Origin of the sequence: Agrobacterium sp. V1 (assembly GCF_030518355.1) — a bacterium.
Taxonomy (GTDB): Bacteria; Pseudomonadota; Alphaproteobacteria; order Rhizobiales; family Rhizobiaceae; genus Agrobacterium; species Agrobacterium cucumeris.
Map to the genome: position 1 here is coordinate 2,682,501 of NZ_JAULSF010000001.1, position 24,814 is coordinate 2,707,314.

Annotated in this window: 20 protein-coding genes, 1 tRNA gene, 2 rRNA genes and 1 riboswitch (1 of these 24 running past the window's edge); of the genes, 17 read left to right on the plus strand and 6 right to left on the minus strand. The window is 57.7% G+C overall.

What is annotated here, in order from left to right:
• From QSV77_RS12875 to recQ, 4 genes are all read left to right on the plus strand, one after another.
• Positions 1-2,660 (plus strand): 23S ribosomal RNA (locus tag QSV77_RS12875) (it extends 139 nt beyond the left edge of the window).
• A 252-nt stretch (positions 2,661-2,912) separates the two neighbouring features.
• Positions 2,913-3,027: ribosomal RNA gene (gene rrf, locus QSV77_RS12880) — 5S ribosomal RNA — on the plus strand.
• 223 nt (positions 3,028-3,250) lie between these two features.
• Positions 3,251-3,327: transfer RNA gene (locus tag QSV77_RS12885), tRNA-Met, on the plus strand.
• A 193-nt stretch (positions 3,328-3,520) separates the two neighbouring features.
• Positions 3,521-5,329 carry a DNA helicase RecQ gene (recQ, locus tag QSV77_RS12890; protein WP_302733732.1) on the plus strand — a complete coding sequence of 603 codons (1,809 nt, stop codon included), beginning with the start codon at positions 3,521-3,523 and terminating at the stop codon, positions 5,327-5,329.
• Positions 5,330-5,387: 58 nt separating this feature from the next.
• Here recQ and QSV77_RS12895 read toward each other — a convergent pair whose 3' ends face one another.
• A complete protein-coding gene (locus tag QSV77_RS12895) occupies positions 5,388-6,620 on the minus strand; it encodes an ROK family transcriptional regulator (RefSeq protein WP_142840710.1) in 1,233 nt (410 codons plus the stop codon).
• A gap of 265 nt (positions 6,621-6,885) precedes the next feature.
• On the opposite strand from QSV77_RS12895, the gene QSV77_RS12900 reads away from it, so the two are divergent.
• The 8 genes from QSV77_RS12900 (at position 6,886) to nrdF (ending at position 15,094) form a co-directional block, all read left to right on the plus strand.
• Positions 6,886-7,908 (plus strand): sugar ABC transporter substrate-binding protein, encoded by a 1,023-nt coding sequence (locus tag QSV77_RS12900; protein ID WP_142840711.1) that lies wholly within the window; start codon positions 6,886-6,888, stop codon positions 7,906-7,908.
• Between the two features lie 226 nt (positions 7,909-8,134).
• A complete protein-coding gene (locus QSV77_RS12905) occupies positions 8,135-9,217 on the plus strand; it encodes an ABC transporter permease (protein WP_142840712.1) in 1,083 nt (360 codons plus the stop codon).
• Complete coding sequence (locus QSV77_RS12910; protein ID WP_142840713.1) at positions 9,217-9,999, plus strand: ATP-binding cassette domain-containing protein; 783 nt, start codon at positions 9,217-9,219, stop codon at positions 9,997-9,999. The genes QSV77_RS12905 and QSV77_RS12910 overlap by 1 nt, the downstream gene beginning before the upstream one ends.
• Complete coding sequence (locus QSV77_RS12915; RefSeq protein ID WP_142840714.1) at positions 9,996-10,625, plus strand: nucleoside triphosphate hydrolase; 630 nt, start codon at positions 9,996-9,998, stop codon at positions 10,623-10,625. The genes QSV77_RS12910 and QSV77_RS12915 overlap by 4 nt, the downstream gene beginning before the upstream one ends.
• 133 nt (positions 10,626-10,758) lie before the next feature.
• Positions 10,759-10,983, plus strand: a riboswitch (cobalamin riboswitch).
• A gap of 313 nt (positions 10,984-11,296) precedes the next feature.
• Entirely contained in the window at positions 11,297-11,518 is a 222-nt protein-coding gene (nrdH, locus tag QSV77_RS12920) for a glutaredoxin-like protein NrdH (RefSeq protein WP_142840715.1), read from the plus strand.
• Positions 11,519-11,530: 12 nt separating this feature from the next.
• The gene (gene nrdI, locus QSV77_RS12925; RefSeq protein ID WP_142840716.1) at positions 11,531-11,929 is read left to right on the plus strand and encodes a class Ib ribonucleoside-diphosphate reductase assembly flavoprotein NrdI; all 399 of its coding nucleotides are present in this window, start codon (positions 11,531-11,533) and stop codon (positions 11,927-11,929) included.
• Between the two features lie 11 nt (positions 11,930-11,940).
• Complete coding sequence (nrdE, locus tag QSV77_RS12930; protein ID WP_309586154.1) at positions 11,941-14,103, plus strand: class 1b ribonucleoside-diphosphate reductase subunit alpha; 2,163 nt, start codon at positions 11,941-11,943, stop codon at positions 14,101-14,103.
• 16 nt (positions 14,104-14,119) lie between these two features.
• The gene (gene nrdF / locus QSV77_RS12935; RefSeq protein WP_142840718.1) at positions 14,120-15,094 is read left to right on the plus strand and encodes a class 1b ribonucleoside-diphosphate reductase subunit beta; all 975 of its coding nucleotides are present in this window, start codon (positions 14,120-14,122) and stop codon (positions 15,092-15,094) included.
• Positions 15,095-15,123: 29 nt separating this feature from the next.
• Here the strand turns inward: nrdF and QSV77_RS12940 are convergent, their stop codons facing one another.
• Entirely contained in the window at positions 15,124-16,227 is a 1,104-nt protein-coding gene (locus QSV77_RS12940) for an alpha/beta hydrolase (RefSeq protein ID WP_302733734.1), read from the minus strand.
• Between the two features lie 152 nt (positions 16,228-16,379).
• Between QSV77_RS12940 and recF the strand changes: the two genes are divergently transcribed.
• From recF to QSV77_RS12955, 3 genes are read left to right on the plus strand one after another with little or no spacing between them, the layout of a single operon-like run.
• Positions 16,380-17,504 carry a DNA replication/repair protein RecF gene (gene recF, locus QSV77_RS12945; RefSeq protein WP_271360469.1) on the plus strand — a complete coding sequence of 375 codons (1,125 nt, stop codon included), beginning with the start codon at positions 16,380-16,382 and terminating at the stop codon, positions 17,502-17,504.
• A gap of 22 nt (positions 17,505-17,526) precedes the next feature.
• Positions 17,527-18,294, plus strand: coding sequence for a molybdopterin-synthase adenylyltransferase MoeB (locus QSV77_RS12950; RefSeq protein ID WP_302733735.1), 768 nt, complete (start codon positions 17,527-17,529; stop codon positions 18,292-18,294).
• Positions 18,291-18,767, plus strand: coding sequence for a GNAT family N-acetyltransferase (locus QSV77_RS12955; protein WP_302733736.1), 477 nt, complete (start codon positions 18,291-18,293; stop codon positions 18,765-18,767). Before QSV77_RS12950 ends, QSV77_RS12955 begins: the two co-directional genes overlap by 4 nt.
• Positions 18,768-18,809: 42 nt before the next feature.
• Here the strand turns inward: QSV77_RS12955 and QSV77_RS12960 are convergent, their stop codons facing one another.
• Entirely contained in the window at positions 18,810-19,358 is a 549-nt protein-coding gene (locus tag QSV77_RS12960) for a hypothetical protein (protein WP_302733737.1), read from the minus strand.
• A gap of 188 nt (positions 19,359-19,546) precedes the next feature.
• Entirely contained in the window at positions 19,547-20,551 is a 1,005-nt protein-coding gene (locus QSV77_RS12965) for a D-glycerate dehydrogenase (RefSeq protein WP_142840724.1), read from the minus strand.
• A gap of 181 nt (positions 20,552-20,732) precedes the next feature.
• Here QSV77_RS12965 and QSV77_RS12970 point away from each other — a divergent pair, with 181 nt between their 5' ends.
• Positions 20,733-21,266 (plus strand): SH3 domain-containing protein, encoded by a 534-nt coding sequence (locus tag QSV77_RS12970; RefSeq protein ID WP_193559512.1) that lies wholly within the window; start codon positions 20,733-20,735, stop codon positions 21,264-21,266.
• On the opposite strand, the gene QSV77_RS12975 is transcribed toward QSV77_RS12970, so the two are convergent.
• The gene (locus tag QSV77_RS12975) at positions 21,259-22,251 is read right to left on the minus strand and encodes an adenosine kinase (RefSeq protein WP_142840726.1); all 993 of its coding nucleotides are present in this window, start codon (positions 22,249-22,251) and stop codon (positions 21,259-21,261) included. The genes QSV77_RS12970 and QSV77_RS12975 overlap by 8 nt on opposite strands.
• A 487-nt stretch (positions 22,252-22,738) precedes the next feature.
• Here QSV77_RS12975 and QSV77_RS12980 point away from each other — a divergent pair, with 487 nt between their 5' ends.
• The gene (locus QSV77_RS12980) at positions 22,739-23,683 is read left to right on the plus strand and encodes an AEC family transporter (RefSeq protein WP_302733738.1); all 945 of its coding nucleotides are present in this window, start codon (positions 22,739-22,741) and stop codon (positions 23,681-23,683) included.
• 17 nt (positions 23,684-23,700) lie between these two features.
• On the opposite strand, the gene QSV77_RS12985 is transcribed toward QSV77_RS12980, so the two are convergent.
• Entirely contained in the window at positions 23,701-24,717 is a 1,017-nt protein-coding gene (locus QSV77_RS12985; protein WP_302733740.1) for a class I SAM-dependent methyltransferase, read from the minus strand.
• Between the last annotated feature and the right edge of the window lie 97 nt (positions 24,718-24,814).

The window sequence follows — 24,814 nt, forward strand, 5'->3', positions numbered from 1 at the left end:
GCTTGGAAAATCCAGTCTGTTTTAACGAACGGCCTGGGTTTCCAAGCATTGTGATAAGGTATCTTACTTTCGAATACATAGGGGTAAGAAGCGAACGCAGGGAACTGAAACATCTAAGTACCTGCAGGAAAGGACATCAACCGAGACTCCGCAAGTAGTGGCGAGCGAACGCGGACCAGGCCAGTGGCAATGATGAATAAAGCGGAACGATCTGGAAAGGTCGGCCATAGAGGGTGATAGCCCCTTACGCGTAGAACAGTCATTGTCCTTGAGTAGGGCGGGACACGTGAAATCCTGTCTGAACATGGGGAGACCACTCTCCAAGCCTAAGTACTCGTGCATGACCGATAGCGAACAAGTACCGTGAGGGAAAGGTGAAAAGCACCCCGACGAGGGGAGTGAAATAGAACCTGAAACCGGATGCCTACAAACAGTCGGAGCCCGCAAGGGTGACGGCGTACCTTTTGTATAATGGGTCAACGACTTAGTGTAACTAGCAAGCTTAAGCCGGTAGGTGTAGGCGCAGCGAAAGCGAGTCTGAATAGGGCGATTGAGTTAGTTGCATTAGACCCGAAACCGAGTGATCTAGCCATGAGCAGGCTGAAGGTTGGGTAACACCAACTGGAGGGCCGAACCCGTATCTGTTGCAATAGATTGGGATGACTTGTGGCTAGGGGTGAAAGGCCAATCAAACTCGGAAATAGCTGGTTCTCCGCGAAATCTATTTAGGTAGAGCGTCGACCGAATACCCTCGGGGGTAGAGCACTGGATGGGCTATGGGGACTCACCGTCTTACTGATCCTAACCAAACTCCGAATACCGAGGAGTACTAGTCGGCAGACACACGGCGGGTGCTAACGTCCGTCGTGAAAAGGGCAACAACCCTGACCTCCAGCTAAGGTCCCCAAGTCATGGCTAAGTGGGAAAGGATGTGAGGATCCCAAAACAACCAGGATGTTGGCTTAGAAGCAGCCATCATTTAAAGAAAGCGTAACAGCTCACTGGTCTAAATAAGGGTCTTTGCGCCGAAAATGTAACGGGGCTAAAGCCATGCACCGAAGCTGAGGATATGCCGTAAGGCATGTGGTAGCGGAGCGTTCCGTAAGTCTGTGAAGGCGGACCCGTGAGGGCTGCTGGAGATATCGGAAGTGCGAATGTTGACATGAGTAACGATAAAGGGAGTGAGAGACTCCCTCGCCGAAAGACCAAGGGTTCCTGCTTAAAGTTAATCTGAGCAGGGTTAGCCGGCCCCTAAGACGAGGCGGACACGCGTAGTCGATGGGAACCACGTTAATATTCGTGGGCCTGGTGGTAGTGACGGATCTCGTGTGTTGTACATTCTTATTGGATTGAATGTGCGGCGAAGAGGTTCCAGGAAATAGCTCCACCGTATAGACCGTACCCGAAACCGACACAGGTGGTCAGGTAGAGTATACCAAGGCGCTTGAGAGAACTATGTTGAAGGAACTCGGCAAATTGCACGCGTAACTTCGGAAGAAGCGTGACCCCATTTTAGGCAACTATGATGGGGTGGCACAGACCAGGGGGTAGCGACTGTTTATCAAAAACACAGGGCTCTGCGAAGTAGCAATACGACGTATAGGGTCTGACGCCTGCCCGGTGCTGGAAGGTTAAAGGGAGGGGTGCAAGCTCTGAACTGAAGCCCCAGTAAACGGCGGCCGTAACTATAACGGTCCTAAGGTAGCGAAATTCCTTGTCGGGTAAGTTCCGACCTGCACGAATGGCGTAACGACTTCCCCGCTGTCTCCAACATAGACTCAGTGAAATTGAATTCCCCGTGAAGATGCGGGGTTCCTGCGGTCAGACGGAAAGACCCCGTGCACCTTTACTATAGCTTTACACTGGCATTCGCCAAGGCATGTGTAGGATAGGTGGTAGGCTTTGAAGCAGGGACGCCAGTTCTTGTGGAGCCATCCTTGAAATACCACCCTTATCTTCGTGGATGTCTAACCGCGGTCCGTTATCCGGATCCGGGACAGTGTATGGTGGGTAGTTTGACTGGGGCGGTCGCCTCCGAAAGAGTAACGGAGGCGCGCGATGGTGGGCTCAGACCGGTCGGAAATCGGTCGTCGAGTGCAATGGCATAAGCCCGCCTGACTGCGAGACTGACAAGTCGAGCAGAGACGAAAGTCGGTCATAGTGATCCGGTGGTCCCGTGTGGAAGGGCCATCGCTCAACGGATAAAAGGTACGCCGGGGATAACAGGCTGATGACCCCCAAGAGTCCATATCGACGGGGTTGTTTGGCACCTCGATGTCGACTCATCGCATCCTGGGGCTGGAGCAGGTCCCAAGGGTATGGCTGTTCGCCATTTAAAGCGGTACGTGAGTTGGGTTCAGAACGTCGTGAGACAGTTCGGTCCCTATCTGCCGTGGGTGTAGGAATATTGACAGGATCTGTCCCTAGTACGAGAGGACCGGGATGGACGTATCTCTGGTGGATCTGTTGTCCTGCCAAGGGCATAGCAGAGTAGCTATATACGGAATGGATAACCGCTGAAGGCATCTAAGCGGGAAACCAACCTGAAAACGAGTGTTCCCTATCAGAGCCGTGGAAGACGACCACGTTGATAGGACGGGTGTGGAAGCATGGCAACATGTGAAGCTTACCGTTACTAATAGCTCGATCGACTTCTTCGTTCCCATTGTTCATGCTCATCGAACGCAGTTCGATGATCTGTTCTGTCCTGACGCCCGAAGGGCTCCGGACGGAGCCGCGCCACAGGGCGCGACGACCTCTGGTCTGTATGGCTGCCATGCTCAACCTCGAGCAAAGGTGGAATACGGATCGGTCACGGAAAGACGTGTTAAATTAAATAGGGCCTTGAGCTCTCCAGCTTCTCGAAACAGCAGTTTCCATGTGAAAACATGGAGCATGTTGCGTTTTGCCGACCTGGTGGTTATCGCGGGGCGGCTGCACCCGTTCCCATTCCGAACACGGCCGTGAAACGCCCCAGCGCCAATGGTACTCCGTCTCAAGACGCGGGAGAGTAGGTCGCTGCCAGGTCTGCAAAACGCAACATCTAATCTTCTCATTCACATTCTTCGGCCCAGCCGATAAAAAAAGGGCCGCTCAAGCGGCCTTTCGTCGTTTAAGACCAGAATAAAAAAAAGACGCCTCGTGCGTCCCTTAAAGGAGACAAATCGCCTTCGGCAATTTGCTCCGGCACCAAGCATAACCGCCATGCGGTTACGCTCTCGCGACAAGTTCTGCGAACTTGCGCTGGTAACGCGGGGTGGAGCAGCCCGGTAGCTCGTCAGGCTCATAACCTGAAGGCCGCAGGTTCAAATCCTGCCCCCGCAACCAAATCCCCTCAAAGACGACAATACAATAAAATACCCTCCCGCCGCGGAGGGCTTTTGCGTTCCAAGCACTCAAACCTATGCATCTTCTGGGTCGTAATCTGCATCTCTTTCTGTGCCGATCCAGCCGTTCGAGATTGCCATAAATCCGGATTTGGCCATGATGCGCAAATCATCCAACGCAGAAGAAAGACGCCGTGACCGCCGAACCTTTGCAGATACTCAAGACCATCTACGGCTATGATACGTTCCGTGGACGCCAGGGCGAGATCATCCAGCATGTCATGGCAGGAAACAATGCATTCGTACTCATGCCCACGGGTGGAGGAAAGTCGCTTTGTTACCAGATCCCGGCGCTTGCCCGCAGCGGCATGGGGCTTATCGTTTCACCACTGATCGCATTGATGGTAGACCAGGTTGCGGCACTTCGTCAGGCCGGGGTGCGGGCTGAGGCCCTTAACTCCGATCTCTCTGCGGAGCAGCGACGGACACTCTGGCGCGACATGCGGGCCGGCAAGGTCGATATTCTTTATGCCGCGCCGGAAACCCTGCTCAAACCCGATGTTCTCGACGCGCTTCAATCCATTGACCTGTCGTTGATCGCGGTCGATGAGGCGCATTGCCTGTCGCAATGGGGGCATGATTTCCGCCCGCCTTACCGTCAGCTCGACACATTGATCGAGCGTTTTCCCGACACGCCGCGCATGGCGCTGACGGCGACCGCGGACGAGCCCACCCGCGCCGAGATTCTCGGCCATCTGGGCATCGATGACAAAGATGCTTTCATCGCCGGCTTCGACCGTCCTAACATCCGCTATGCGATCATGGAAAAGGACAATCCGCGCGCCCAGCTGAAACGTTTTCTCAATGGCCGGGAGAATGAAAGCGGCATCGTTTATTGCCTGTCGAAACGCAAGGTGGATGAGACGGCGGCGTGGTTGCGGGAAGAGGGGCGAGATGCGCTGCCCTATCACGCCGGCATGGACAAGGCCGCCCGCGAAGAGAACCAGACCCGTTTTCAACATGGTGAGGCGGTGATTATTGTCGCGACCGTTGCTTTCGGCATGGGCATCGACAAGCCGGATGTGCGTTTCGTTGTTCATATCGATCTGCCCGGCAGCATCGAGGCCTATTATCAGGAGACCGGCCGCGCCGGTCGTGATGGTCTGCCCTCAGACGTGCTTATGCTCTACGGTTATGAAGACATCGCTTTGCGGAACCGCTTCATTGAAGAATCGGACGCCGCGGACCAGCGCAAACATATGGAGCGCCAGAAGCTTGATTCCCTGCTCGGTCTTGCGGAAACGGCGGGCTGCCGCCGGCAGATATTGCTCTCCTATTTTGGCGATCGATGCGAGCCCTGTGGTAATTGTGATACCTGCGCCGAGCCGCCGGATCTGTTTGACGGCGCGATAGCCGCGCAAAAGCTGCTCTCCTGCATTTACCGCACCGGGGAACGTTTCGGCCAGGCCTATGTCATCCGCGTCTTGCTGGGCGTTGAGGACGAGCGGATTTCTCGTTTCGGACACGACCAGATCACCACTTACGGGATCGGCAAAGAGCATGACAATCGCACCTGGCGCGCGATTTTACGGCAACTGGTTGCGCTTCGCCTGATCGAGGTGGATCTGTCCGGACATGGCGGATTGTCGATTTCCGAAGACGGGAGGCGGTTCCTGCGCGAAAAGCCATCCCTGATGCTGAGAATACCGTCTGCGCCCCGCTCGACCCGACAGCAGACGCCGCGTAATGCCGCATCGACAGCTTTGCCGGAGGCGGATCGTGGTCTCTTCGAGGTGTTGCGCGCGAAGCGCATGGAAATTGCCCGCGCGCAGAACGTCCCGCCTTATGTGATTTTTCACGACAAGACCTTGATCGAACTCGCTGCTGCGAAACCGGCCTCGGCGAGGGAGATGGCGCAAATCCCCGGCGTCGGAGACACCAAGCTGGAGCGCTATGGCCCCGCCTTTCTGGAGGCGATCATGCAGCACGCCGCTGGCGAGTGACTGGCAGATTAATTCGGCCAAGAGCAGCTTTGGGGATAGTCAGGCAGAGGGTAAAGACTCAGCCTGTCGTGTCCTTAAAGAGAACGTTCTGATCGATGAGATAACGAGAGAACAGGGGCAGGCTTGCTCCCCCGATCGCCCGGGCCTGGCTGCCGACCGCGCCCTCGATGATCTCCGGCAGCGTGACGCCCTGAAGATCGTGGTGTTTGAGAGCAAGCCGGGTGGCAGAGACGATCCTCGCTCTGACCCAATCGGGAAAACCGCCATCGATGATGACACTGGAAAAGTCGATGATGGAGGCGGCGGCGATGACGGCCTGCGCCAGCGCGGCGGCCGTCTTGTTGATCCAGCTTTCCAGCGGTTCGCCGAAATCGATCCATTCGTCGGGTGAGAACCAAAGGGGACGTGGATCGATACCCTTTTCGCGCAGCATGTTCTCCAGAACGAAGATCGACGCGATTTTCAGAAGCTGAACCGTATTGCCATCCTGCCCCTGCACCGGCAGGGGCCCGATTGCGCCGGCGGTGCCCGTTTTTCCGGAGAACAGCGCCGAATTCAAAACGACGCCGCCACCGATGAAGGAGCCGATGAAGATATAGAGAAAATCCGGGTAGTTCTGGCCGGCGCCAAAAACCAGTTCTGCACCGCAGGCACTGGTCGCGTCATTCTGCAGAAAGACCGGGTAGTTGACGCCTTCGGCAATTTCGGAGCGGATATCAACATCCCGCCACCGTTCCATTTCGGCCTGCGGCGCGCCCACTTCCTGGGCCCAGTTCCACAGCTCGAATGGGGCGGCGATACCAACTCCGGTGATTTTTTGCCGTTCCGCCGGGGACAATTTCGATTCGATCTCCGTGATCCCTTCGATCACGAACGGCAATATCCATTCCGGCAGGGGGTAAGGGTAAGTCTTGCGCAGCTTGAGTTTGATCCGGCCGACAAAATCCATCAGCACGAGATCGACACTGCGCCGGCCGATCTTCACGCCAAACGAAAAGACGGCGTCGGGATTGAGACGCATGGGTGTCGATGGTTGCCCGACTTTTCCGCGCAGTCTTTCACCACGAATGAGAAGGCCGTCTTTCTCCAGCGAGCGCATGATGACCGATACGGTTTGCGCCGAAAGGCCGCAAAGCCTGGATATTTCGGCTTTCGACAATCCGCCATGGCGGCGAACGAGCGACAGCACCAGCCGCTCATTATAAGCGCGCACCCCGATCTGGTTGGCACCGCCGCTGATATCCATAATGGTGGGCGGCGCAGGCGGCGCCGTCTCGACAGATCGTCTCATAATGTCATCCTCCCGCCCGCTATATCCGTCACGACCGATACCTGCAGGCTTTATGGCAATCTTGCTATCGCAACGTAAACAACGGTGGCGATATTCCTCCCTGCCGCATATTAGAATGCCATACCGAATTAATAATTCAATCGGATTTATTAATTGACAGGCGTTTCCTTTGGTGGTTCCATCTGGGCCAACGGTCGTTGTTCTCGGAGGAGACGAGATCGTCGGGTAACCGTCACGGTGCTCAAATATCCATTGGGAGGATCTCATGAAGACCACTGTTTCCGCTCTTCTGGGCGCGCTTGCGCTTGGCGTTTCTTTCGCTTCCGTCGCGTCCGCGGCAGACACATCGGTGTGCCTCATTACCAAAACCGACACCAATCCCTTCTTCGTAAAGATGAAGGAAGGCGCGACCGCCAAGGCCAAAGAACTTGGCGTGACGCTGAAATCCTATGCCGGCAAGATCGACGGCGATTCCGAAAGCCAGGTTGCAGCCATCGAGACCTGCATCGCCGATGGCGCCAAGGGTATCCTGATCACCGCATCGGACACCAAGGGCATTGTTCCGGCCGTGCAGAAGGCGCGTGATGCCGGCCTTCTGGTGATCGCTCTCGACACGCCTCTGGAGCCTGTCGATGCCGCCGATTCCACCTTTGCCACCGACAATCTTCTGGCAGGTGAGCTGATCGGCAAATGGGCCGCCGGCACCCTTGGCGACAAGGCCAAGGACGCAAAAATCGCCTTCCTTAACCTCACCCCCTCCCAGCCAACGGTGGATGTGCTGCGTAACCAGGGCTTCATGAAGGGCTTTGGCATCGACGTGAAAGACATCAACAAGATCGGTGATGAAACCGATCCGCGCATCGTTGGCCATGACGTTACCAATGGTAACGAAGAAGGTGGCCGCTCGGCCATGGAAAACCTGCTGCAGAAGGATCCGACCATCAACGTCGTTCACACCATCAATGAACCTGCGGCTGCCGGCGCTTACGAGGCGCTGAAAGCGGTTGGTCGTGAGAAGGACGTTCTGATTGTTTCCGTCGATGGCGGTTGCCCTGGCGTCAAGAACGTCGCGGAAGGCGTAATCGGCGCGACCTCGCAGCAATATCCGCTGCTGATGGCGGCTCTTGGCGTGGAAGCCGTAAAGAAGTTCGCCGATACGGGTGAAAAGCCGAAGCCGACCGAAGGCAAGAGCTTCGTCGACACTGGCGTGACGCTGGTGACCGACAAGCCAGTCAAGGGCCTCGACTCGATCGACACGAAGGAAGGTCTCAACAAGTGCTGGGGCTGATGCCTCGCCATTGAAACCCGCGGGGGCATTCTTGCCCCCGCCCTTGGACCAGAATAATTTCAGCCACGATCCGGGGGATCGGACAAAGGAACAAACGAGCGCGCCGCGCGTCCCGCAGACACGAGATTGGCCCGCTTCACAACACTTTGAATCTACGCGTCATTTTATTGAGGAATAGACCCTTGCTTCAAGGGCGGATGCGATAGAGCGATCGGGAGGAAAATCCATGAGCGATCAGCCGGTGCGGGCTCAGCCGCATAATGAATTTGAAAATGTGCTTTCGGGAAGTTCGACGCAGGTCGCCGCTTTCGACACGCACGACAAGAGTGTTCTGGAAAAATTCCAGTACTTTCTGCATTCCAGCCCGGCGGCCGTGCCGCTGATCGTACTGGTGCTGTCGTTGACTGTCTTCGGCATGACCCTTGGCGGCAAGTTTTTCTCGGCATTCACGCTGACCCTTATCCTGCAGCAGGTGGCCATCGTCGGCATCGTCGGCGCAGCGCAGTCGCTGGTCATTCTGACGGCGGGTATCGATCTGTCGGTGGGCGCCATCATGGTACTCTCCTCCGTCATCATGGGGCAGTTTACCTTCCGTTACGGCCTGCCGGCGGAACTCTCCATTCTCTGTGGTCTTGCTGTCGGCGCATTCTGCGGCTTCATCAACGGCATTCTGGTCTCGCGCATGCGCCTGCCGCCCTTCATCGTCACGCTCGGCATGTGGCAGATCGTACTGGCGACGAATTTCCTCTATTCCGCAAATGAAACGATCCGCGCACAGGACATCGCTCAGCAGGCGCCCATTCTGCAGTTCTTCGGAAATAACATCCGTCTGGGAAGTGCGGTCTTTACCTACGGCGTCATCGCCATGGTTCTGCTCGTTGCTCTGCTCTGGTATGTGCTCAACCGCACCGCCTGGGGCCGCCATCTTTATGCCGTGGGTGACGATCCGGATGCTGCCGAACTGGCCGGCGTCAACGTCAAGCGCATGCTGACGACCGTTTACACCCTGTCCGGCCTCATCTGTGCCTTCGCCGGTTGGGCTCTCATCGGCCGCATCGGCTCGGTTTCACCGACCGCCGGCCAATTTGCCAATATCGAATCCATCACGGCTGTGGTTATCGGCGGCCTGTCGCTGTTCGGCGGGCGCGGCTCGATCATGGGCATGATTTTCGGCGCCCTGATCGTCGGTGTCTTTTCGCTCGGCCTCAGGCTCATCGGAACCGACCCGCAATGGACCTATCTGTTGATCGGCGTCCTCATCATCATGGCTGTCGCAATCGACCAGTGGATCAGAAAGGTAGCAGGCTGATGGCAAAAGAACCTATTCTCACAGCACGCAATCTCGTCAAACGTTATGGCCGCGTGACCGCCCTCGATCATGCCGATTTCGATCTCTATCCCGGAGAAATCCTGGCGGTGATCGGCGACAATGGCGCCGGCAAATCCTCGCTCATCAAGGCGATTTCCGGTGCGGTGACACCGGATGAGGGAGAGATCAGGCTTGAAGGCCAGCCTGTGCAGTTCCGCTCGCCGATCGAGGCGCGCAAGGCGGGTATCGAAACCGTCTATCAGAACCTCGCGCTCTCGCCGGCACTTTCCATAGCCGACAATATGTTCCTCGGCCGGGAAATCCGCAAACCCGGCATTCAGGGCAGCGTGTTCCGGGCGCTGGATCGTCCGGCCATGGAAAAATTCGCCCGCGAGAAACTCTCGGAACTGGGTCTGATGACGATCCAGAACATCAATCAGGCGGTGGAAACCCTTTCTGGCGGCCAGAGGCAGGGTGTGGCGGTAGCACGCGCGGCGGCTTTCGGCTCCAAGGTCGTCATCCTCGACGAACCGACGGCAGCACTTGGCGTGAAGGAAAGCCGGCGTGTTCTTGAACTCATTCTTGACGTGCGTTCGCGCGGTCTGCCGATCGTTCTGATCTCGCATAACATGCCGCATGTGTTCGAGGTGGCGGACCGCATCCACATTCACCGGCTGGGCAAGCGCCTGTGCGTCATCAATCCAAAGGACTATTCCATGTCCGACGCCGTCGCCTTCATGACCGGCGCCAAGGAAGCGCCGAAGGAAACGCTTGCCGCATGACGCTGAAGCTTGAGACGATCGCTGAAGACGTTCTTCGGCGGGCAGAGGGCAAATCCCGTTTTATCATTGCCATTGCCGGTCCCCCTGGGGCCGGCAAATCCACGCTGGCGGACGCGCTTTGTGATGCTTTGCTGGCGCGAGGCGAAACGGCCGCCGTGCTGCCCATGGATGGCTTCCATATGGACAATGGCATCCTTGAAGAGCGTGGGCTGCTGCCGCGCAAGGGCGCGCCCGAAACCTTTGATGTGCGTGGCTTCCTCGATATCGTCTCTGCCGTCCGCAGGGGCGGGCAGGAGGTGCTTGTCCCGGTTTTCGACCGCTCCCGCGAAATCGCCATTGCGTCCGCCCGCGCCATCGCGCCGGAGACACGCTTCATTCTGGCTGAAGGCAATTATCTGCTGCTGAATGAGGCCCCATGGACGGCGCTTTCCGAGAGCTTCGACCTTACTATTTTCGTTGGGCCGTCGGTCAACGTGCTTGAAGAGAGGTTGCGGAGCAGATGGCAGGGCTACGGCCTCGATGCAGCTGCGATCCACGCCAAACTTTTTGAAAACGATCTTCCCAACGGTAAAAGGGTGATCGAGAACGCCCGCCCTGCCGATATTCACATCGATATCTGGGAATAGGTTAACGCTTTCTCGTCACTGAGCGGCAAGGCGCATTTGCCGTTAAGCCTTTGTTGACCATGTGTTGAATCTTTTTCATCCACAGGGTGGGGCTTTTGTGTGTCTATTTATTGACGAGAAAATTTCCTCATATACTATATGTGGTGTTCAAGGTTCTCCCGATTCGCAAGCGTCGGGAGCTAAGACGGGAATTCGGTGAGCAACGCCATCATGGCGGAACAATGCCGAAACTGCCCCCGCAACTGTAAGCGGCGAGCATCGTTCCGATTTGGGTCACTGGAGCCAAAAGCTCCGGGAAGGCCGGGATAGATGTTGTGACCCGTAAGTCAGGAGACCTGCCTTGAGCGAAAACGTCCACGGGCGGGGTGTCCGGAAGGAAGGTATGGCGCAAATGAATTGCGTTCGCCCTTTTCTGACCCCTTCCAGAACAAGCTTCGGGGTGAAGTCATGCCAGTGCATTTTTTTAAGTTCCTGCGCTCGTCGGCGTAGAGAGTGATTTTACGCGGCCAGAAGCGTTTTCAGGATAACCGGGACAAACGGTTTCCGTCCGGAAATGTGACAAACCCTCTACGCCGTGCGCCCCACCTGAATGACAGATCCATCGCCACCCGATTGCGATTGCAATCGGCAATGTTGAGCCGTGTCCAAGAACGGCTTCGAAAGAGGAAATTATGACCGTCACCGTTTACAGCAAGCCCGCCTGCGTCCAATGCACTGCCACCTATCGCGCACTCGACCGCATCGGCGTTAGCTATGAGATCGTCGATATTTCCGAAGATGCGGATGCGCTCGATCACGTTCGTGGCCTCGGTTACATGCAGGTTCCCGTGGTCGTCGCCGGCGAACGCCATTGGGCGGGTTTCCGGCCGGATATGATCGGCGCGATCAGCTAAGGCGGCAGCGTGATGGGGCTGATCGTTTATTATTCCAGCCGCTCTGAAAACACGCATCGTTTCCTTCTGAAACTGGGGCGGCGATTGTTGCGCCTGCCGCTCGGCGCCGAGGAGGATGTGCCTCATGTGTCTGAGCCCTATGTGCTCGTCACCCCCACCTATGGGGGCGGCGGCACGAAAGGGGCCGTGCCAAAGCCGGTCATCCGGTTCTTGAACGAGCCCTCCAACCGAAATCTCATTCGCGGCGTCATCGCGGCGGGAAACACGAATTTTGGCGCAGCTTTCGCATCCGCCGGAGATATCGTCTCGCGCAAATGTGCCGTGCCGTTTCTCTATCGCTTCGAGCTTCTCGGCACGGAAGAAGATGTCGCCAACGTCAAACATGGATTGGAACGATTTTGGACACGCTGACCTCAGGCGCGCTGCGCAAGGACGCCAAACAGCCGGTAGCTGCAAGCCAGAAACCGGTTGATACGGGACTGGACTACCACGCGCTGAACGCGATGCTGAACCTCTATGACGAGAACGGAAAGATCCAGCTCGACAAGGATCGCCTTGCCGCCCGGCAATATTTCCTCCAACACGTCAACCAGAACACGGTATTTTTCCATAACCTCAGGGAAAAACTCGATTATCTGGTAACGGAGGGATATTACGAACAGGAGGTACTGGATCAGTATTCCTTCAATTTCGTCCGCGATCTCTATGACGAAGCCTATGCCCGGAAGTTCCGCTTTCCGACTTTCCTCGGGGCCTTCAAATATTACACCTCCTACACGCTGAAAACATTCGACGGAAAACGTTATCTCGAGCGTTACGAGGATCGCGTCTGCATGGTGGCGCTGGCTCTCGCGCGCGGTGACGAACAGCTTGCCCGCGACCTGATGGACGAGATCATTTCCGGCCGCTTCCAGCCGGCGACCCCGACGTTCCTGAACGCTGGCAAGAAGAGCCGCGGTGAGCTGGTGTCATGTTTTCTGCTGCGCGTGGAAGACAATATGGAAAGCATCGGCCGCTCCATCAATTCGGCGCTGCAGCTTTCAAAGCGCGGCGGCGGCGTGGCGCTGTCCCTGACCAATATTCGCGAATTCGGCGCACCGATCAAGCACATCGAAAACCAGTCGTCCGGCGTCATTCCTGTCATGAAGCTGCTGGAAGACAGCTTTTCCTATGCCAACCAGCTTGGCGCGCGTCAGGGCGCGGGCGCAGTCTATCTGCATGCCCACCACCCTGACATCATGCGTTTCCTCGATACCAAGCGCGAAAATGCCGACGAAAAAATCCGCATCAAGACCTTGTCGCTCGGCGTGGTAATCCCTGACATCACCTTTGAACTCGCCCGCAACAACGAGGATATGTACCTGTTCTCGCCCTATGACGTGGAGCGGGTTTATGGCGTGCCGTTGACCGAGATTTCTGTCAGCGAAAAATATCAGGAGATGGTCGCGGATAGCCGCATCCGCAAGAAGAAGATCAAGGCGCGCGAATTCTTCCAGGTGATCGCCGAAATCCAGTTCGAGAGCGGTTATCCCTACATCATGTTCGAGGATACGGTGAACCGCGCCAATCCAGTCGCCGGCCGTATCAGCATGAGCAATCTTTGCTCGGAAATCCTGCAGGTCAGCGAGGCAAGCGAATTTAATGCCGATCTTTCCTATAGCCATATGGGCAAGGATATCTCCTGCAATCTCGGCTCGCTGAACATCGCCTCGGCAATGGATTCGACTGATTTCGGCAAGACGATCGAGACCTCCATCCGGGCGCTGACGGCGGTATCGGACATGAGCCATATTTCCTCCGTTCCTTCGGTGGAAAAGGGCAATGATGCGAGCCACGCCATCGGGCTTGGCCAGATGAACCTGCACGGTTATCTGGCGCGCGAACGCATCTTTTATGGTTCCGAAGAAGGCGTCGATTTCACCAATATCTATTTCTACACCGTGACCTATCACGCCATCCGCGCCAGCAATCGGCTGGCCGTGGAACGGGGCCAGAGCTTCAAGGGCTTTGAGAACTCCAAATATGCCTCGGGCGACTATTTCGACAAATATACCGACCGGGAATGGTTGCCCGCGACGGAAAAGGTCCGTGAGCTCTTCGAAAAAGCCGGCATTGCCATTCCAACGCAGGAAGACTGGACGGCGTTGAAGCAGGACGTGATGGCATCGGGTCTCTATAACCAGAATCTTCAGGCCGTACCGCCAACCGGTTCGATCTCCTATATCAACCACTCCACCTCTTCCATTCATCCGATCGTCTCGAAGATCGAAATCCGTAAAGAGGGCAAGATCGGCCGCGTTTATTACCCGGCTTCCTATCTTTCTAACGACAATCTCGAATATTATCAGGACGCCTATGAGATCGGCCCTGAAAAGATCATCGACACCTATGCGGCGGCTACCCAGCATGTCGATCAGGGCCTGTCGTTGACGCTGTTCTTCCGCGATACGGCGACGACGCGCGATATCAACCGCGCGCAGATCTACGCCTGGAAGAAGGGGATCAAGACCATCTATTACATCCGTTTGCGCCAGATGGCGCTGGAAGGCACGCAGGTTCAGGGCTGCGTTTCCTGCACGCTCTGATTTGAGGGACAAGAGAATGAACATCGCCGTAAAAACCGCGTCCCGCATCCGCGCGGTCAACTGGAACCGCATCGAGGACGACAAGGACCTCGAAGTCTGGAACCGCCTGACCTCGAATTTCTGGCTGCCGGAAAAAGTGCCGCTTTCCAACGACATTCCCTCCTGGGGAACGCTGAAGCCCGAAGAACAGAAGCTGACGATCCGCGTCTTCACTGGGCTGACTTTGCTCGACACCATCCAGAACGGTGTCGGCGCCGTGCGGCTGATGGCGGATTCGGCAACGCCGCATGAGGAGGCGGTGCTTTCCAACATCTCCTTCATGGAGGCCGTGCACGCCCGTTCCTATTCGTCGATCTTCTCGACGCTGTGCCTCACGCCTGACGTTGACGACGCCTATCGCTGGTCTGAGGAAAACGAGTTCCTGCAGCGCAAATCAGCGCTGATCATGCGGGAATATGACAGCGGTGACCCGCTGAAGAAGAAGATCGCCAGCGTGTTTCTGGAAAGCTTCCTGTTCTATTCCGGCTTCTACCTACCGATGTTCTGGTCAAGCCGCGCCAAGCTCACCAACACGGCGGATTTGATCCGTCTGATCATCCGCGACGAGGCCGTGCATGGTTATTACATCGGCTACAAATTCCAGCGGGCGGTGGATCGTCTGGGCGAGGCAAAGAGACAGGAAATCAAGGACTTCGCCTTCGATCTCTTGCTCGAGCTTTATGACAACGAGGCAAAATATACCGAAGACCTCTATGACGGCGTTGGTCTGACCGAGGACGTCAAGCAGTTCCTGCATTACAATGCCAACAAGGCCTTGATGAATCTGGGTTACGAAGCGCTGTTTCCGGCCGAGGCCTGCCGCGTCAACCCGGCGATCCTCTCGGCACTCTCACCCAATGCCGATGAAAACCACGACTTCTTCTCCGGTTCCGGCTCGTCCTATGTCATCGGCAAAGCCGTTGCCACCGAAGATGAAGACTGGGATTTCTGAGACCAGGGACCGGTAAGAACCCGCAGAAACTACTGCGGGTTCACCACCTGGCTTGCAAGGCGGAAGGGGCTGGAGACGGTCGCGCCGATCGCATCGAAAACGAAGGCACCCGCACTGTTGATGTCGCCTCCGCGTCTGCTGGATTCCAGCTGCGGTACCATCGAGGCCAGTGCGGCATAGCGGTCATGGTTGAGCGGGTCGGAAGCCTCAAGTTTGGAAATGTCGATGAACTGCACACCCTCCTTCAGGGCGGCTTCCTGTACCTGTGGGTCGGTCACGTCAAGTGCGCCGATGCGGGTGACATCCGCGCCCAAAATGGAGGATGCCTTAAGGGCGCGGTCGTCCTTGGAAACGAGAACGGTGAGCGGCGGGTTGAGCCGGCCCACCACCTCGATCTGTTTGCGAAACACATCGGCATCGATGTCAGGTGCTGCCAGCACCACCTGCAGCTTGGCGAGCACGTCGTTCCTGCCCTGCAAGCGCAATTGGCGCAGCGCCTCCATGACCAGCCAGCCACCCATGCTGTGGCCAAACACGACAACGCTTTTTCGCGGTGTCTGCCGGGTAAGGTCGATCAGCACACCTGCCAGCGCATCACGCGAGAAGGTCGCCGATTCCTTGTCGGCCACGTAACCGGTGACATTGGCCTGCGATGGCCAGGAGAACACCAGCGGCACGCCATCCATCTTGGCATCGGCAGCCATTTGCGCCGCGCGGAACAGGGCTTCCTGATAGCTGTAATTATAACCATGGACAAAAAGCGCGATCTGCTTGCCGGACCGGGCGACGTCGCCAAGATCGGCATTGAAGCTCGGCTTCGTCAGCATATCGGCGCGGGTAACGACAAAATCCTTGTTCGGATCCGGCTTGCCGCTGGCCCACTCGATTTTTCCACTTTTATGAGTAGGAGGAATAGAAATGTCGAAGCTTGCATAATTCGGCTCCATTGCCCGCTCCGTGCCAAACCCCTTTTTCGCGTCGGTGTTTTTCTCCCGTGTGCTCACCACATAGGCCGTCACGATTTTCGTGCCATGGGCCTTGGTGTTTATGGCCTGCAGCACGTCCGCCCCCGGCCGGCCTGCACAGGATGAAAGAAGACCGAGGGTGAGAAACAGCGTAAAGATCAGGCGCATGAATGGGCTACCGATGATAAGGAACGGCTCATAAATAACCGGCCGTCCGAAAAGTTACTACTGGAGAATGAATTGCCTTGCTGTGGCGGTCTTTCATGCGGATGGGCATTCCCCTTCTTGCCATCCGGCCATGTTCGTTTTAGGCCGTACAGATGACGAACAAGGTGTCGCTTTTACGGCTGAAACTCACGGACTTCCGCAACTATGCGGCGGCGTCGCTCACACTTGATGATCGCCATGTTGTGCTGACCGGTGATAATGGCTCAGGCAAGACCAATCTGCTGGAGGCCGTCTCGTTTCTTTCACCCGGCAGGGGCCTCCGCCGGGCCACCCTGTCCGATGTTACCCGCGTCGGCGCGGACGCCGGGTTCTCGATCTTCGCTGATGTCGAAGGCATGGATGGCGAAGTTGCCATCGGCACCGGGATTGAAGGTGATGGCGAAGTGGTGTCGCGTCGCCTGCGGCTGAACGGCACATCGGTAAAATCCGTCGACGAACTGACCGATCATCTGCGCGTGCTGTGGCTGACGCCCGCCATGGACGGCCTTTTTACCGGCTCGTCATCAGACCGTCGACGTTTTCTCGACCGGTTGGTGCTGTCGCTCGATCCCGCCCATGGCAGGCGGGCAAGCGATTTTGAAAAGGCAATGCGCGGCCGCAATCGCCTCCTGTCGGAAGGCCGTTTTGATCCGGTCTGGCTGGACGGCATCGAAAAACAGATGGCCGAACTCGGCATTTCCATGGCGGTTGCCCGTTATGAAATGCTCGGCCTGTTGAAGGCCCTGATTGAGGGACGGGCCGGCAACGCTGCTTTCCCGTCGGCGGCGCTTGCGCTCTCCGGCTTCATGGACGGCGGGCTTCATCGGCCGGCTGTCGATCTGGAAGACGAATATGGTCTGATGCTGCGGGAGGGCCGGTATCGGGACGCGGCGGCAGGCCGCACGCTGGATGGCCCGCACCGGGTTGATCTTTTCGTACGCCATGCGGAAAAGAACATGGAAGCGGAACGCTGTTCAACCGGAGAGCAGAAGGCATTGCTGGTCGGGCTGGTGCTTGCACATGCGCAGCTGACCGCCAATATGACGGGACATGCGCCCATTCTGCTCCTGGACGAAATTGCTGCGCATCTGGATGAGGGCAGACGTGCCGCCCTGTTTGATCTCATCCATGCGCTCGGCGGCCAGAGTTTCATGACCGGAACGGATGCGGCCATGTTCTCCGCCCTTGGCGAGCGGGCGCAGTTCTTCAATGTTTCCCACGGGAGCGTCACGGGATGACGATAGAGAGATGGAGGGCGAGATGGACCTGCTGAGCCCGGAAGAGATCGAACGCTACAAGCGCCACATCCTGCTGCCGGAAATCGGCGGTGCCGGCCAGCAACGGCTGAAGGCGGCGCGCGTGCTGGTCATTGGCGCGGGCGGTCTCGGCGCGCCCGTCCTTCATTATCTTGCCGCCGCCGGTGTCGGCACGCTCGGCATGATTGACGACGATGTCGTTTCCCTGTCCAACCTCCAGCGACAGGTGATTCACGATAGCGGCACGATCGGCGAGCTGAAAACGCAAAGCGCCCGCAAAGCCATCGCCCGTCTCAATCCACATGTCCGCGCGCTGGTTTATGAGGAGCGCTTTTCGCAGGTCTGGGCGCATGACCATCTGCCCTCCTTCGATCTGCTGATCGATGGTTCGGATAATTTCGATACGCGTTATGCCGCTGCCGATGCAGCGGAAGCGGCGAAGAGGCCGTTGGTCACCGGCGCCGTCGGCCGTTTCGATGGCTCGGTTACCGTATTGAAACCCTATGAAACCAACGCCGACGGCGCTCTTCTGCCGGGCTACCGTGATCTGTTTCCGGAGCCGCCGCCGCAGGGCCTCATTCCCAATTGCGCCGAAACCGGTATCGTCGGCGCGCTGACGGGGGTGATCGGCACCATCATGGCCATGGAGGCGATCAAGCTGATAACAGGTGCCGGTGAGCCCCTGATCGGCCGCCTGCTTCTCTATGATGCCCTGTCGGCCCGTTTCGAAACCGTGCGTTACAAGCGCCGGCCAGCGGGAAAGAAACCATGATCGAGATCGCAAGGGTCGGCGAAAAATTCGATCGCTGGCAGGAATTGCTGGCGCTCATCATGGCGTCCTTCGCCTATATGGATGGCGTCATCGATCCGCCGTCGTCGGCCCATCGCCTGACGCTGGAAAGCCTTGCCGAGAAGGCGAATGCAGAGATCGCTTTCGTGGCGCTTGACGGCGATGAGCTGCTGGGCTGCCTGTTTTGCCGGCCGGAGCCGCCGGCCTGCCTTTATGTCGGCAAGCTTTGTGTTTCCCCGAAAGCGCAGGGTAAGGGCATCGGCAGGATGTTGCTTGAAAGAGCTGAAACACTGGCTGGCGAATTGGCGCTTCCGGCGCTACGCTTGGAAACGCGCATCGAGCTTGGTGCCAATCACGCCAAATTCGCCGCCTGGGGTTTCGTCAGGACCGCTGAAAATGCCCATGCCGGTTATGATCGCACAACCTCGATTGAAATGACGAAATTCCTCGGCTGAGGCCTTTCAATCGTTGCAGCAAAACCGGTATTGCGAAAAGGCCTATCGCAGCAGGCCGGATTGCAGCATTTGCGCGATAAAGACAGCGGACACTTGGTCGATGCCCGTTTCGGGCTGAACGTCGCCCGATCCGACCCGCCAGACGCGCTTGTCCGCTCCGCTGACGAGTTGAATTTCCGTCGTGACCTTATGGGTCACCGGTGCTGCCATCGCGGCTTCCGCCATCTGTTTCATAAGGTCTGCAGACGGCATGCGGCCACCGTCACCGAGGTCATCCGGCTTTGCGCCCGCCTTCAGCTTTTTGAAGGCAGGTTCGGCATCCGGAACGACGCAGTTCATCTTGATCCGCGCCAGGAAGACACCCGTGGGCAATTGCGCTCCGATGCGTGCTGGTTCGGCCTGGCAGCGCGCGCGCTTCTTGCTTGCCACCCACAACTTTGCAAACTCGGTCTGCTGTTCGCTTGTGGTCCCGTTTGGCGCGTTGGAACTCTTATATTTAAGCTGCCAGGCGACCGGATCGGCAACCAGTTCCATATCGACGTAACGCGGACCGCCATCCGCAGAACCCCATTCTTTATCCAGTCGAGCCATGCTGCTGCGGTCAAAATTCAGCCAGGCACGATAATAAAGTTCCGCTGTCTCTTCGGGCGAGAGTGAAGCGGCTTGGACGGGGCTGCTGCCCAGAACAAGCAAGGCGGAGATGAGCAGCAAAAACTTCGCCGGGATTCCCATTGACCTTCCCTCCACGCGATAATCAGACGAGGATTTCTTTAGCTGATTTAGCTACGCCCCGGAAGCACCCGGTTCGGCGGACGGTGTCCATCGAACAGCGTACGGATGTTGATGATGACCTTGTCACCCATTTCGATGCGCCCTTCGATCGTCGCCGAGCCCATATGGGGAAGCAGGACAACCTTGCCTTCCTTGGCGAGCTTGATGAGCTTGGGGTTCACCGCAGGCTCATTCTCATAGACATCGAGACCGGCGCCGGCGATTTTTCCTTCGCGCAGGCACTGGATCATCGCCGCTTCATCGATGATATCGCCGCGCGCCGTGTTGACGATGTAGCTGGTCGGCTGCATCAGCGCCAGCCGCCGCGCCGAGATCAGGTGGTAGGTAGCAGGTGTGGAGGGGCAATTGACGGAGACAATATCCACGCGCGCCAGCATCTGGTCGAGGCTGTCCCAATAGGTCGCCTCAAGCTCCGTCTCAGTCGCCGGGTTAACGCGTTTGCGGTTGTGATAATGAATGGAAAGGCCGAAGGCCTTGGCGCGCCGCGCAACTGCGGTTCCGATGCGACCCATGCCGACAATGCCGATGCGTTTTCCGGAAATGCGCCGCCCCAGCATCCAGGTCGGCGACCAGCCCAACCATTCGTCCGAACCATTGGCAAGCACGCGCGTGCCTTCGATCATGCGGCGCGGCACGGCCAGCACCAGCGCCATGGTGATATCGGCGCTGTCTTCGGTCAGCACATTCGGCGTATTGGTAACGGTAATGCCTTGCCTGGCCGCGGCATCAACGTCGACGTGGTCTATGCCGTTGGAAAAGCTGGCGATCAGCTTCAGCTGTGGTCCGGCCTTCTCGATCATGGCCGCAGTGATGCGGTCGGTAACCGTCGGGACCAGCACATCCACCCGCTGCATGGCGGCGACAAGCTCTGCCTCGCTGCGCGGCGTATCATCGATGTTCAGTTCAGCATCGAAGAGTTCGCGCATTCTGGTCTCGACGACGTCAGGCAATTTGCGGGTGATATAGACTGTCGGTCTCTTCTTGTGGGTCATCGTTTGCCGCTGCCTTGTTCAGAAGTCATTAACCAGAAAGAGCGATAATTTCTTTCAATCAGGGCGTTTCTACCAGACCCGCCGGCGAAGACAAACAAAACTCGCCGAGGCTCGAGGCATGTGGAACCGAGCCTCCTTAAAATATCATCCGGTTTGCAGAAGGCGGGAAACGGAAATGGGCATGCGCAGTGTGGTTTCTATCGTTTGCATTGCATTGTCTCTGGGCCTCCTCGGCGCGGCCACCGAAGCCATGGCGCAGGGTGCCGCCAAGGGCGCAAGTGGTCTGCCCCTGCCGCGTTTCGTCAGCCTGAAGTCCAAGCGTGTTAATATGCGCATTGGCCCCAGCACGGATTATGCCGTGTCGTGGATGTATCTGAAATCGGGAATGCCTGTCGAAATCATCCAGGAATATGAAAACTGGCGGCGCATCCGCGATGCCGATGGCACGGAAGGCTGGGTCAACCAGGCGCTACTGTCCGGTGAGCGCACGGCCGTCGCAGCCCCATGGATGCGTGGCAAGGGCAAGGAAGTTTACGTAAACATGCGCCGCGAAGCGCAGTCGGGTGCTTCGGTCATCGCCAGGCTGGAGCCGGGCGTCGTCTTCAGGATCGGTGAATGCAACGGCGACTGGTGCCGCGCCGAGGCCGGTCAGGCCTCGGGCTGGGTATCGCAGGGCGAAATCTGGGGTGCTTATCCCGGAGAGGCCTTTAAATAAGGCCGTGCTTTGCGCCAAGCGCCTTGAGCGATGACATCGGGCGCGGGCCCACCTGCTGAATGACGGCCGCGGCCGCAAGGCAGCCGAGCTTGCCGCAATCTTCGAGCGACCGGTCCTGCGTATAACCGAACAGGAAGCCGGCGGCGAAAAGATCGCCTGCACCCGTCGTGTCGACCACGTCATGCACGGGATAGGCTTCTACCTTCACCCGTTCCGTACCACGCAGGATAACGGCACCTTCTTCGCTCATCGTCACCGCCGCGATCTTGCAGTCGGCGGCAATTTTCGTCAGCGCCAGCTCGAAATCATCCGTCTCGTAAAGCGAAAGCGCTTCCTGCTTGTTGGCGAAAACAATGTCCACCGTGCCGGAGCGCATCAGGTCGAGAAATTCCTCGCGGTAACGGCCGACGCAGAAACTGTCGGACAGCGTCATGGAAACTTCGCGGCCGTTTTCATGCGAAATGCGGGCGCATTCGCGAATGGCGTCCTTGGCGCGCGGCGGATCCCAAAGGTAACCTTCGAAATAGGTGACCTTGGTCTGCGCCACGACGTCTTCTTCCACGTCCTCCGGCCCGAGATCGACACAAGCGCCGAGATAGGTGTTCATCGAACGCTCGCCATCTTCGGTCACGAAGATCATCGAACGGGCGGTGGGCGGAAACGTGCCTTCCGGCTTCGTTTCGAAATAGACGCCCTGCGCACGGATATCGTGCTGGAAGATTTCTCCGAGCTGGTCTTCGGCGACCTTGCCGAAATAGGCGGCCTTGCCGCCGAAATTCGCCACACCGGCCGCCGTGTTACCCGCGCTGCCGCCGGAGGCTTCGAGAGCCGGCCCCATCAGCGAATAAAGCAGCTCGGCGCGTTCCGCATCGATGAGGTTCATCGCACCTTTGGTAATGGCATTGTCGTTAAGGAAGCGGTCATCGCAGCGAGAGATGATGTCGACGATGGCATTGCCGACAGTCAGTACGTCGAATTTCGTCATGGGGCCCTATCCAGTTCGCACGAGGCGTGTGCGTATTTTCAAACGGTCTTAAACATTTCTGGCGGCAAGAAAAGCCCAAAGGGAAAATATGCGGTTCTCCCCTGGAGGGGAAGAAACGCGTCATCTGCCTGTAATGTGGTTAAGCTATTGCTCCTTCCAGAGCAAAAGGTGTGTGAATGCGTACCGGAATGGAAGACATGATGGTCTTCTGGCTCAACCGTTATCTCCGCCACGGATGTACTGGCGGCGTATAACGGACATAAAAGGCGGGGGAAACCCCGCTTTTTCTTTGCGCTGACGCCGCGGAATGCGGGGTTATGGGCAGCGAAGTCCATTCCCGGTGATGGCGCTTGACCGGTCTGGCTCCCGCGGCATGTGATCCGCAATCGGGCGAAAACAAAGACGCTCAGCGTTTTCGCGATTCCATTCCGGCGGAAAACGCTCTAAAGCGGAGTATCTCCCGCAAAGCCGCGAAAGCTTTCCCTCCATGTCTGCCGTTGCCGCTAACGTCGCTCCGATTTTCATTCTCATCCTGATTGGCTGGCTTACAGTCAAGGCCGGTCTGTTCCGTGCCGATGCCGGCGAGATTCTCAGCGATTTCGTGTTCAAGATCGCCGTACCGACACTGATCTTTCGCACGCTTGCGGAAGCGAACTTCCACGGTGCGTCGCCCTTCCGGCTCTGGATTACCTATTTCGCCGGCGTGGCCGTGACCTGGACAATCGGACATATCGTCACCCGTTACGTCTTCAAGCAGGATGTGCGTATCGCCGTCATTGCCGGGATATCCTCGGCCTTCGCCAACAATATCTTCATCGGCCTGCCGCTCGTCGGCCGGTCCGTTGGCGATGAGGGGCTGGTGGCGCTTTCCATTCTGCTGGCCATCCACCTGCCGGTCATGATGATTGCCGGCACGATCCTGATGGAGAACGCCACGCACAAGGCCGTCGGGGGTGAAAAGCGAGGCATGGCCGCGGTCTTCAAACAGGTCGGTCGCAACCTCGTTACCAATCCGCTGGTGATTGGCCTGGTGATTGGCCTTTCAACCAATGTTTCCGGTGTGACGCTCACACCCATCCTCAAAACCGTGGTCGATCAGATTGCTTCAATGGCAGGGCCAGCAGCGCTCATCTCGCTCGGCATGGCGCTGACGAAATACACCATTCGCGGCAATCTTGGCATAGCCGTTACCATGACGGTGTTCAAACTGCTGCTCTTGCCCGCCTGCGTGTGGGCTATGGGCCACGCTCTCGGCCTTAGCCGGGAATGGACGGCGGCCCTTGTGCTCACCTCGTCGGTGCCGACGGGGGTGAACGCCTGGCTGATCGCCAATCGCTTTGGCATCGGCCACAGCGTCGCGGCCTCCACCATCAGCATTTCCACGGCGACCGGCGTTCTTTCCGTGTCGCTGTGGGCTTGGCTTCTGAGCTGACTGCCCTGCTGAATTGATTATTTCTGGGCGCTGAGGATCTTGAAGCGGGCGTTACGGCACACCTCGGCGCTGGTGCGGAACTCCGCTGCCAGCACCGGCTCATAGGGCATGCCGCGATTGGCAACCATCAGCAGCTTGCCCCCGCTGCGAAGCGCGCCGGCTGCCGTCTTGATGAAAGCCTGACCGAGAGCGGGCTCCGCCGCCTGTCCCGCCGCGTGGAAAGGCGGGTTCATGATGATGAGATCGTATTTTTCCTTGGGCGGTTCGTTCGCCAGATCCTGCCAGAAGAAACGTGCCGTCAGTCGCGGATTGTTTTCAAGAAGATTGGTCTTCGCAAATTCAAGCGCATTCCAGTCCGCCTCAAACAGGTCGATACGGGCCGTGCGCGGCGATTTTTCCGCCAGCATCACCGAGAGGTAACCCCAGCCCGCGCCAAAATCAGCGGCGTTGCCGTCAAAATCGGTCGGCAGGCGCGATGCGAGAAGCTCCGAGCCGTCATCGACGCGGTCATGTGAGAACATGCCGGGCAGGGCGGTGAAGCGGCCTTCAACCGTCACGGGCTTCTGGGCAAGCTTCGAGAGAGCCGAGGAAACATCGTCCGGACGTTTGAACCAAAGCGCGACACCATGGTATTTCGGCGTCGAGTCGGCCTCGATGCCAAGCTTTGCCAGCGTCTTGCGCAGCGTCACGATGCCGTCTTCCTTTGATCCCGCCGCGACGATCAGGCCGCCGGCTTTCACGCGGGACAGTGCTTCCGCGACGCGGTTTTCGTTTTCGCCACGATGTTTGCCGCACAGCAACAGCGCCGCATCGTAATCCTCGCCCGAAATGTCCGGGGTGACCTGCGCGCCCTGCGCCTGCAGAGCCCGGTAAAGTGGCCGAAGATGCTGAACGGCAATGATCTCCGCGTCAAAACCATCCAGCCGCGGGCCAGCCTCCGCTCCCAGAAACAGAACGCGTTCGCCCTCTTTCGGCATATCGAGCATTTCTGCGGCAAAGGGGTGGAAAAGGGTTTTAATAGCGTCGCGGCTCATGGGAGCGTCCTTAGGGCATTTCCAGGAAAAGCGGGACTGCTTTTACATCTGGACAATGCGTTAAATCAAAGAGTTAGATCGCTCTGGCGGTGAGAAG

What these genes read in the sequence shown, in the direction of transcription:
- QSV77_RS12895 (WP_142840710.1), bottom strand. Translation starts at nt 6,620, where the DNA reads ATGAGACGATCTGTCGAGACGGCGCCGCCTGCGCCGCCCACCATTATG.
- recF (WP_271360469.1), top strand. Translation starts at nt 16,380, where the DNA reads ATGACGAACAAGGTGTCGCTTTTACGGCTGAAACTCACGGACTTCCGC.
- QSV77_RS12965 (WP_142840724.1), bottom strand. Translation starts at nt 20,551, where the DNA reads ATGACCCACAAGAAGAGACCGACAGTCTATATCACCCGCAAATTGCCT.
- nrdF (WP_142840718.1), top strand. Translation starts at nt 14,120, where the DNA reads ATGAACATCGCCGTAAAAACCGCGTCCCGCATCCGCGCGGTCAACTGG.
- QSV77_RS12950 (WP_302733735.1), top strand. Translation starts at nt 17,527, where the DNA reads ATGGACCTGCTGAGCCCGGAAGAGATCGAACGCTACAAGCGCCACATC.
- QSV77_RS12915 (WP_142840714.1), top strand. Translation starts at nt 9,996, where the DNA reads ATGACGCTGAAGCTTGAGACGATCGCTGAAGACGTTCTTCGGCGGGCA.
- QSV77_RS12985 (WP_302733740.1), bottom strand. Translation starts at nt 24,717, where the DNA reads ATGAGCCGCGACGCTATTAAAACCCTTTTCCACCCCTTTGCCGCAGAA.
- QSV77_RS12955 (WP_302733736.1), top strand. Translation starts at nt 18,291, where the DNA reads ATGATCGAGATCGCAAGGGTCGGCGAAAAATTCGATCGCTGGCAGGAA.
- QSV77_RS12980 (WP_302733738.1), top strand. Translation starts at nt 22,739, where the DNA reads ATGTCTGCCGTTGCCGCTAACGTCGCTCCGATTTTCATTCTCATCCTG.
- nrdH (WP_142840715.1), top strand. Translation starts at nt 11,297, where the DNA reads ATGACCGTCACCGTTTACAGCAAGCCCGCCTGCGTCCAATGCACTGCC.
- QSV77_RS12905 (WP_142840712.1), top strand. Translation starts at nt 8,135, where the DNA reads ATGAGCGATCAGCCGGTGCGGGCTCAGCCGCATAATGAATTTGAAAAT.
- nrdI (WP_142840716.1), top strand. Translation starts at nt 11,531, where the DNA reads ATGGGGCTGATCGTTTATTATTCCAGCCGCTCTGAAAACACGCATCGT.
- QSV77_RS12960 (WP_302733737.1), bottom strand. Translation starts at nt 19,358, where the DNA reads ATGGCTCGACTGGATAAAGAATGGGGTTCTGCGGATGGCGGTCCGCGT.
- QSV77_RS12975 (WP_142840726.1), bottom strand. Translation starts at nt 22,251, where the DNA reads ATGACGAAATTCGACGTACTGACTGTCGGCAATGCCATCGTCGACATC.
- QSV77_RS12940 (WP_302733734.1), bottom strand. Translation starts at nt 16,227, where the DNA reads ATGCGCCTGATCTTTACGCTGTTTCTCACCCTCGGTCTTCTTTCATCC.
- QSV77_RS12900 (WP_142840711.1), top strand. Translation starts at nt 6,886, where the DNA reads ATGAAGACCACTGTTTCCGCTCTTCTGGGCGCGCTTGCGCTTGGCGTT.
- QSV77_RS12910 (WP_142840713.1), top strand. Translation starts at nt 9,217, where the DNA reads ATGGCAAAAGAACCTATTCTCACAGCACGCAATCTCGTCAAACGTTAT.
- QSV77_RS12970 (WP_193559512.1), top strand. Translation starts at nt 20,733, where the DNA reads ATGCGCAGTGTGGTTTCTATCGTTTGCATTGCATTGTCTCTGGGCCTC.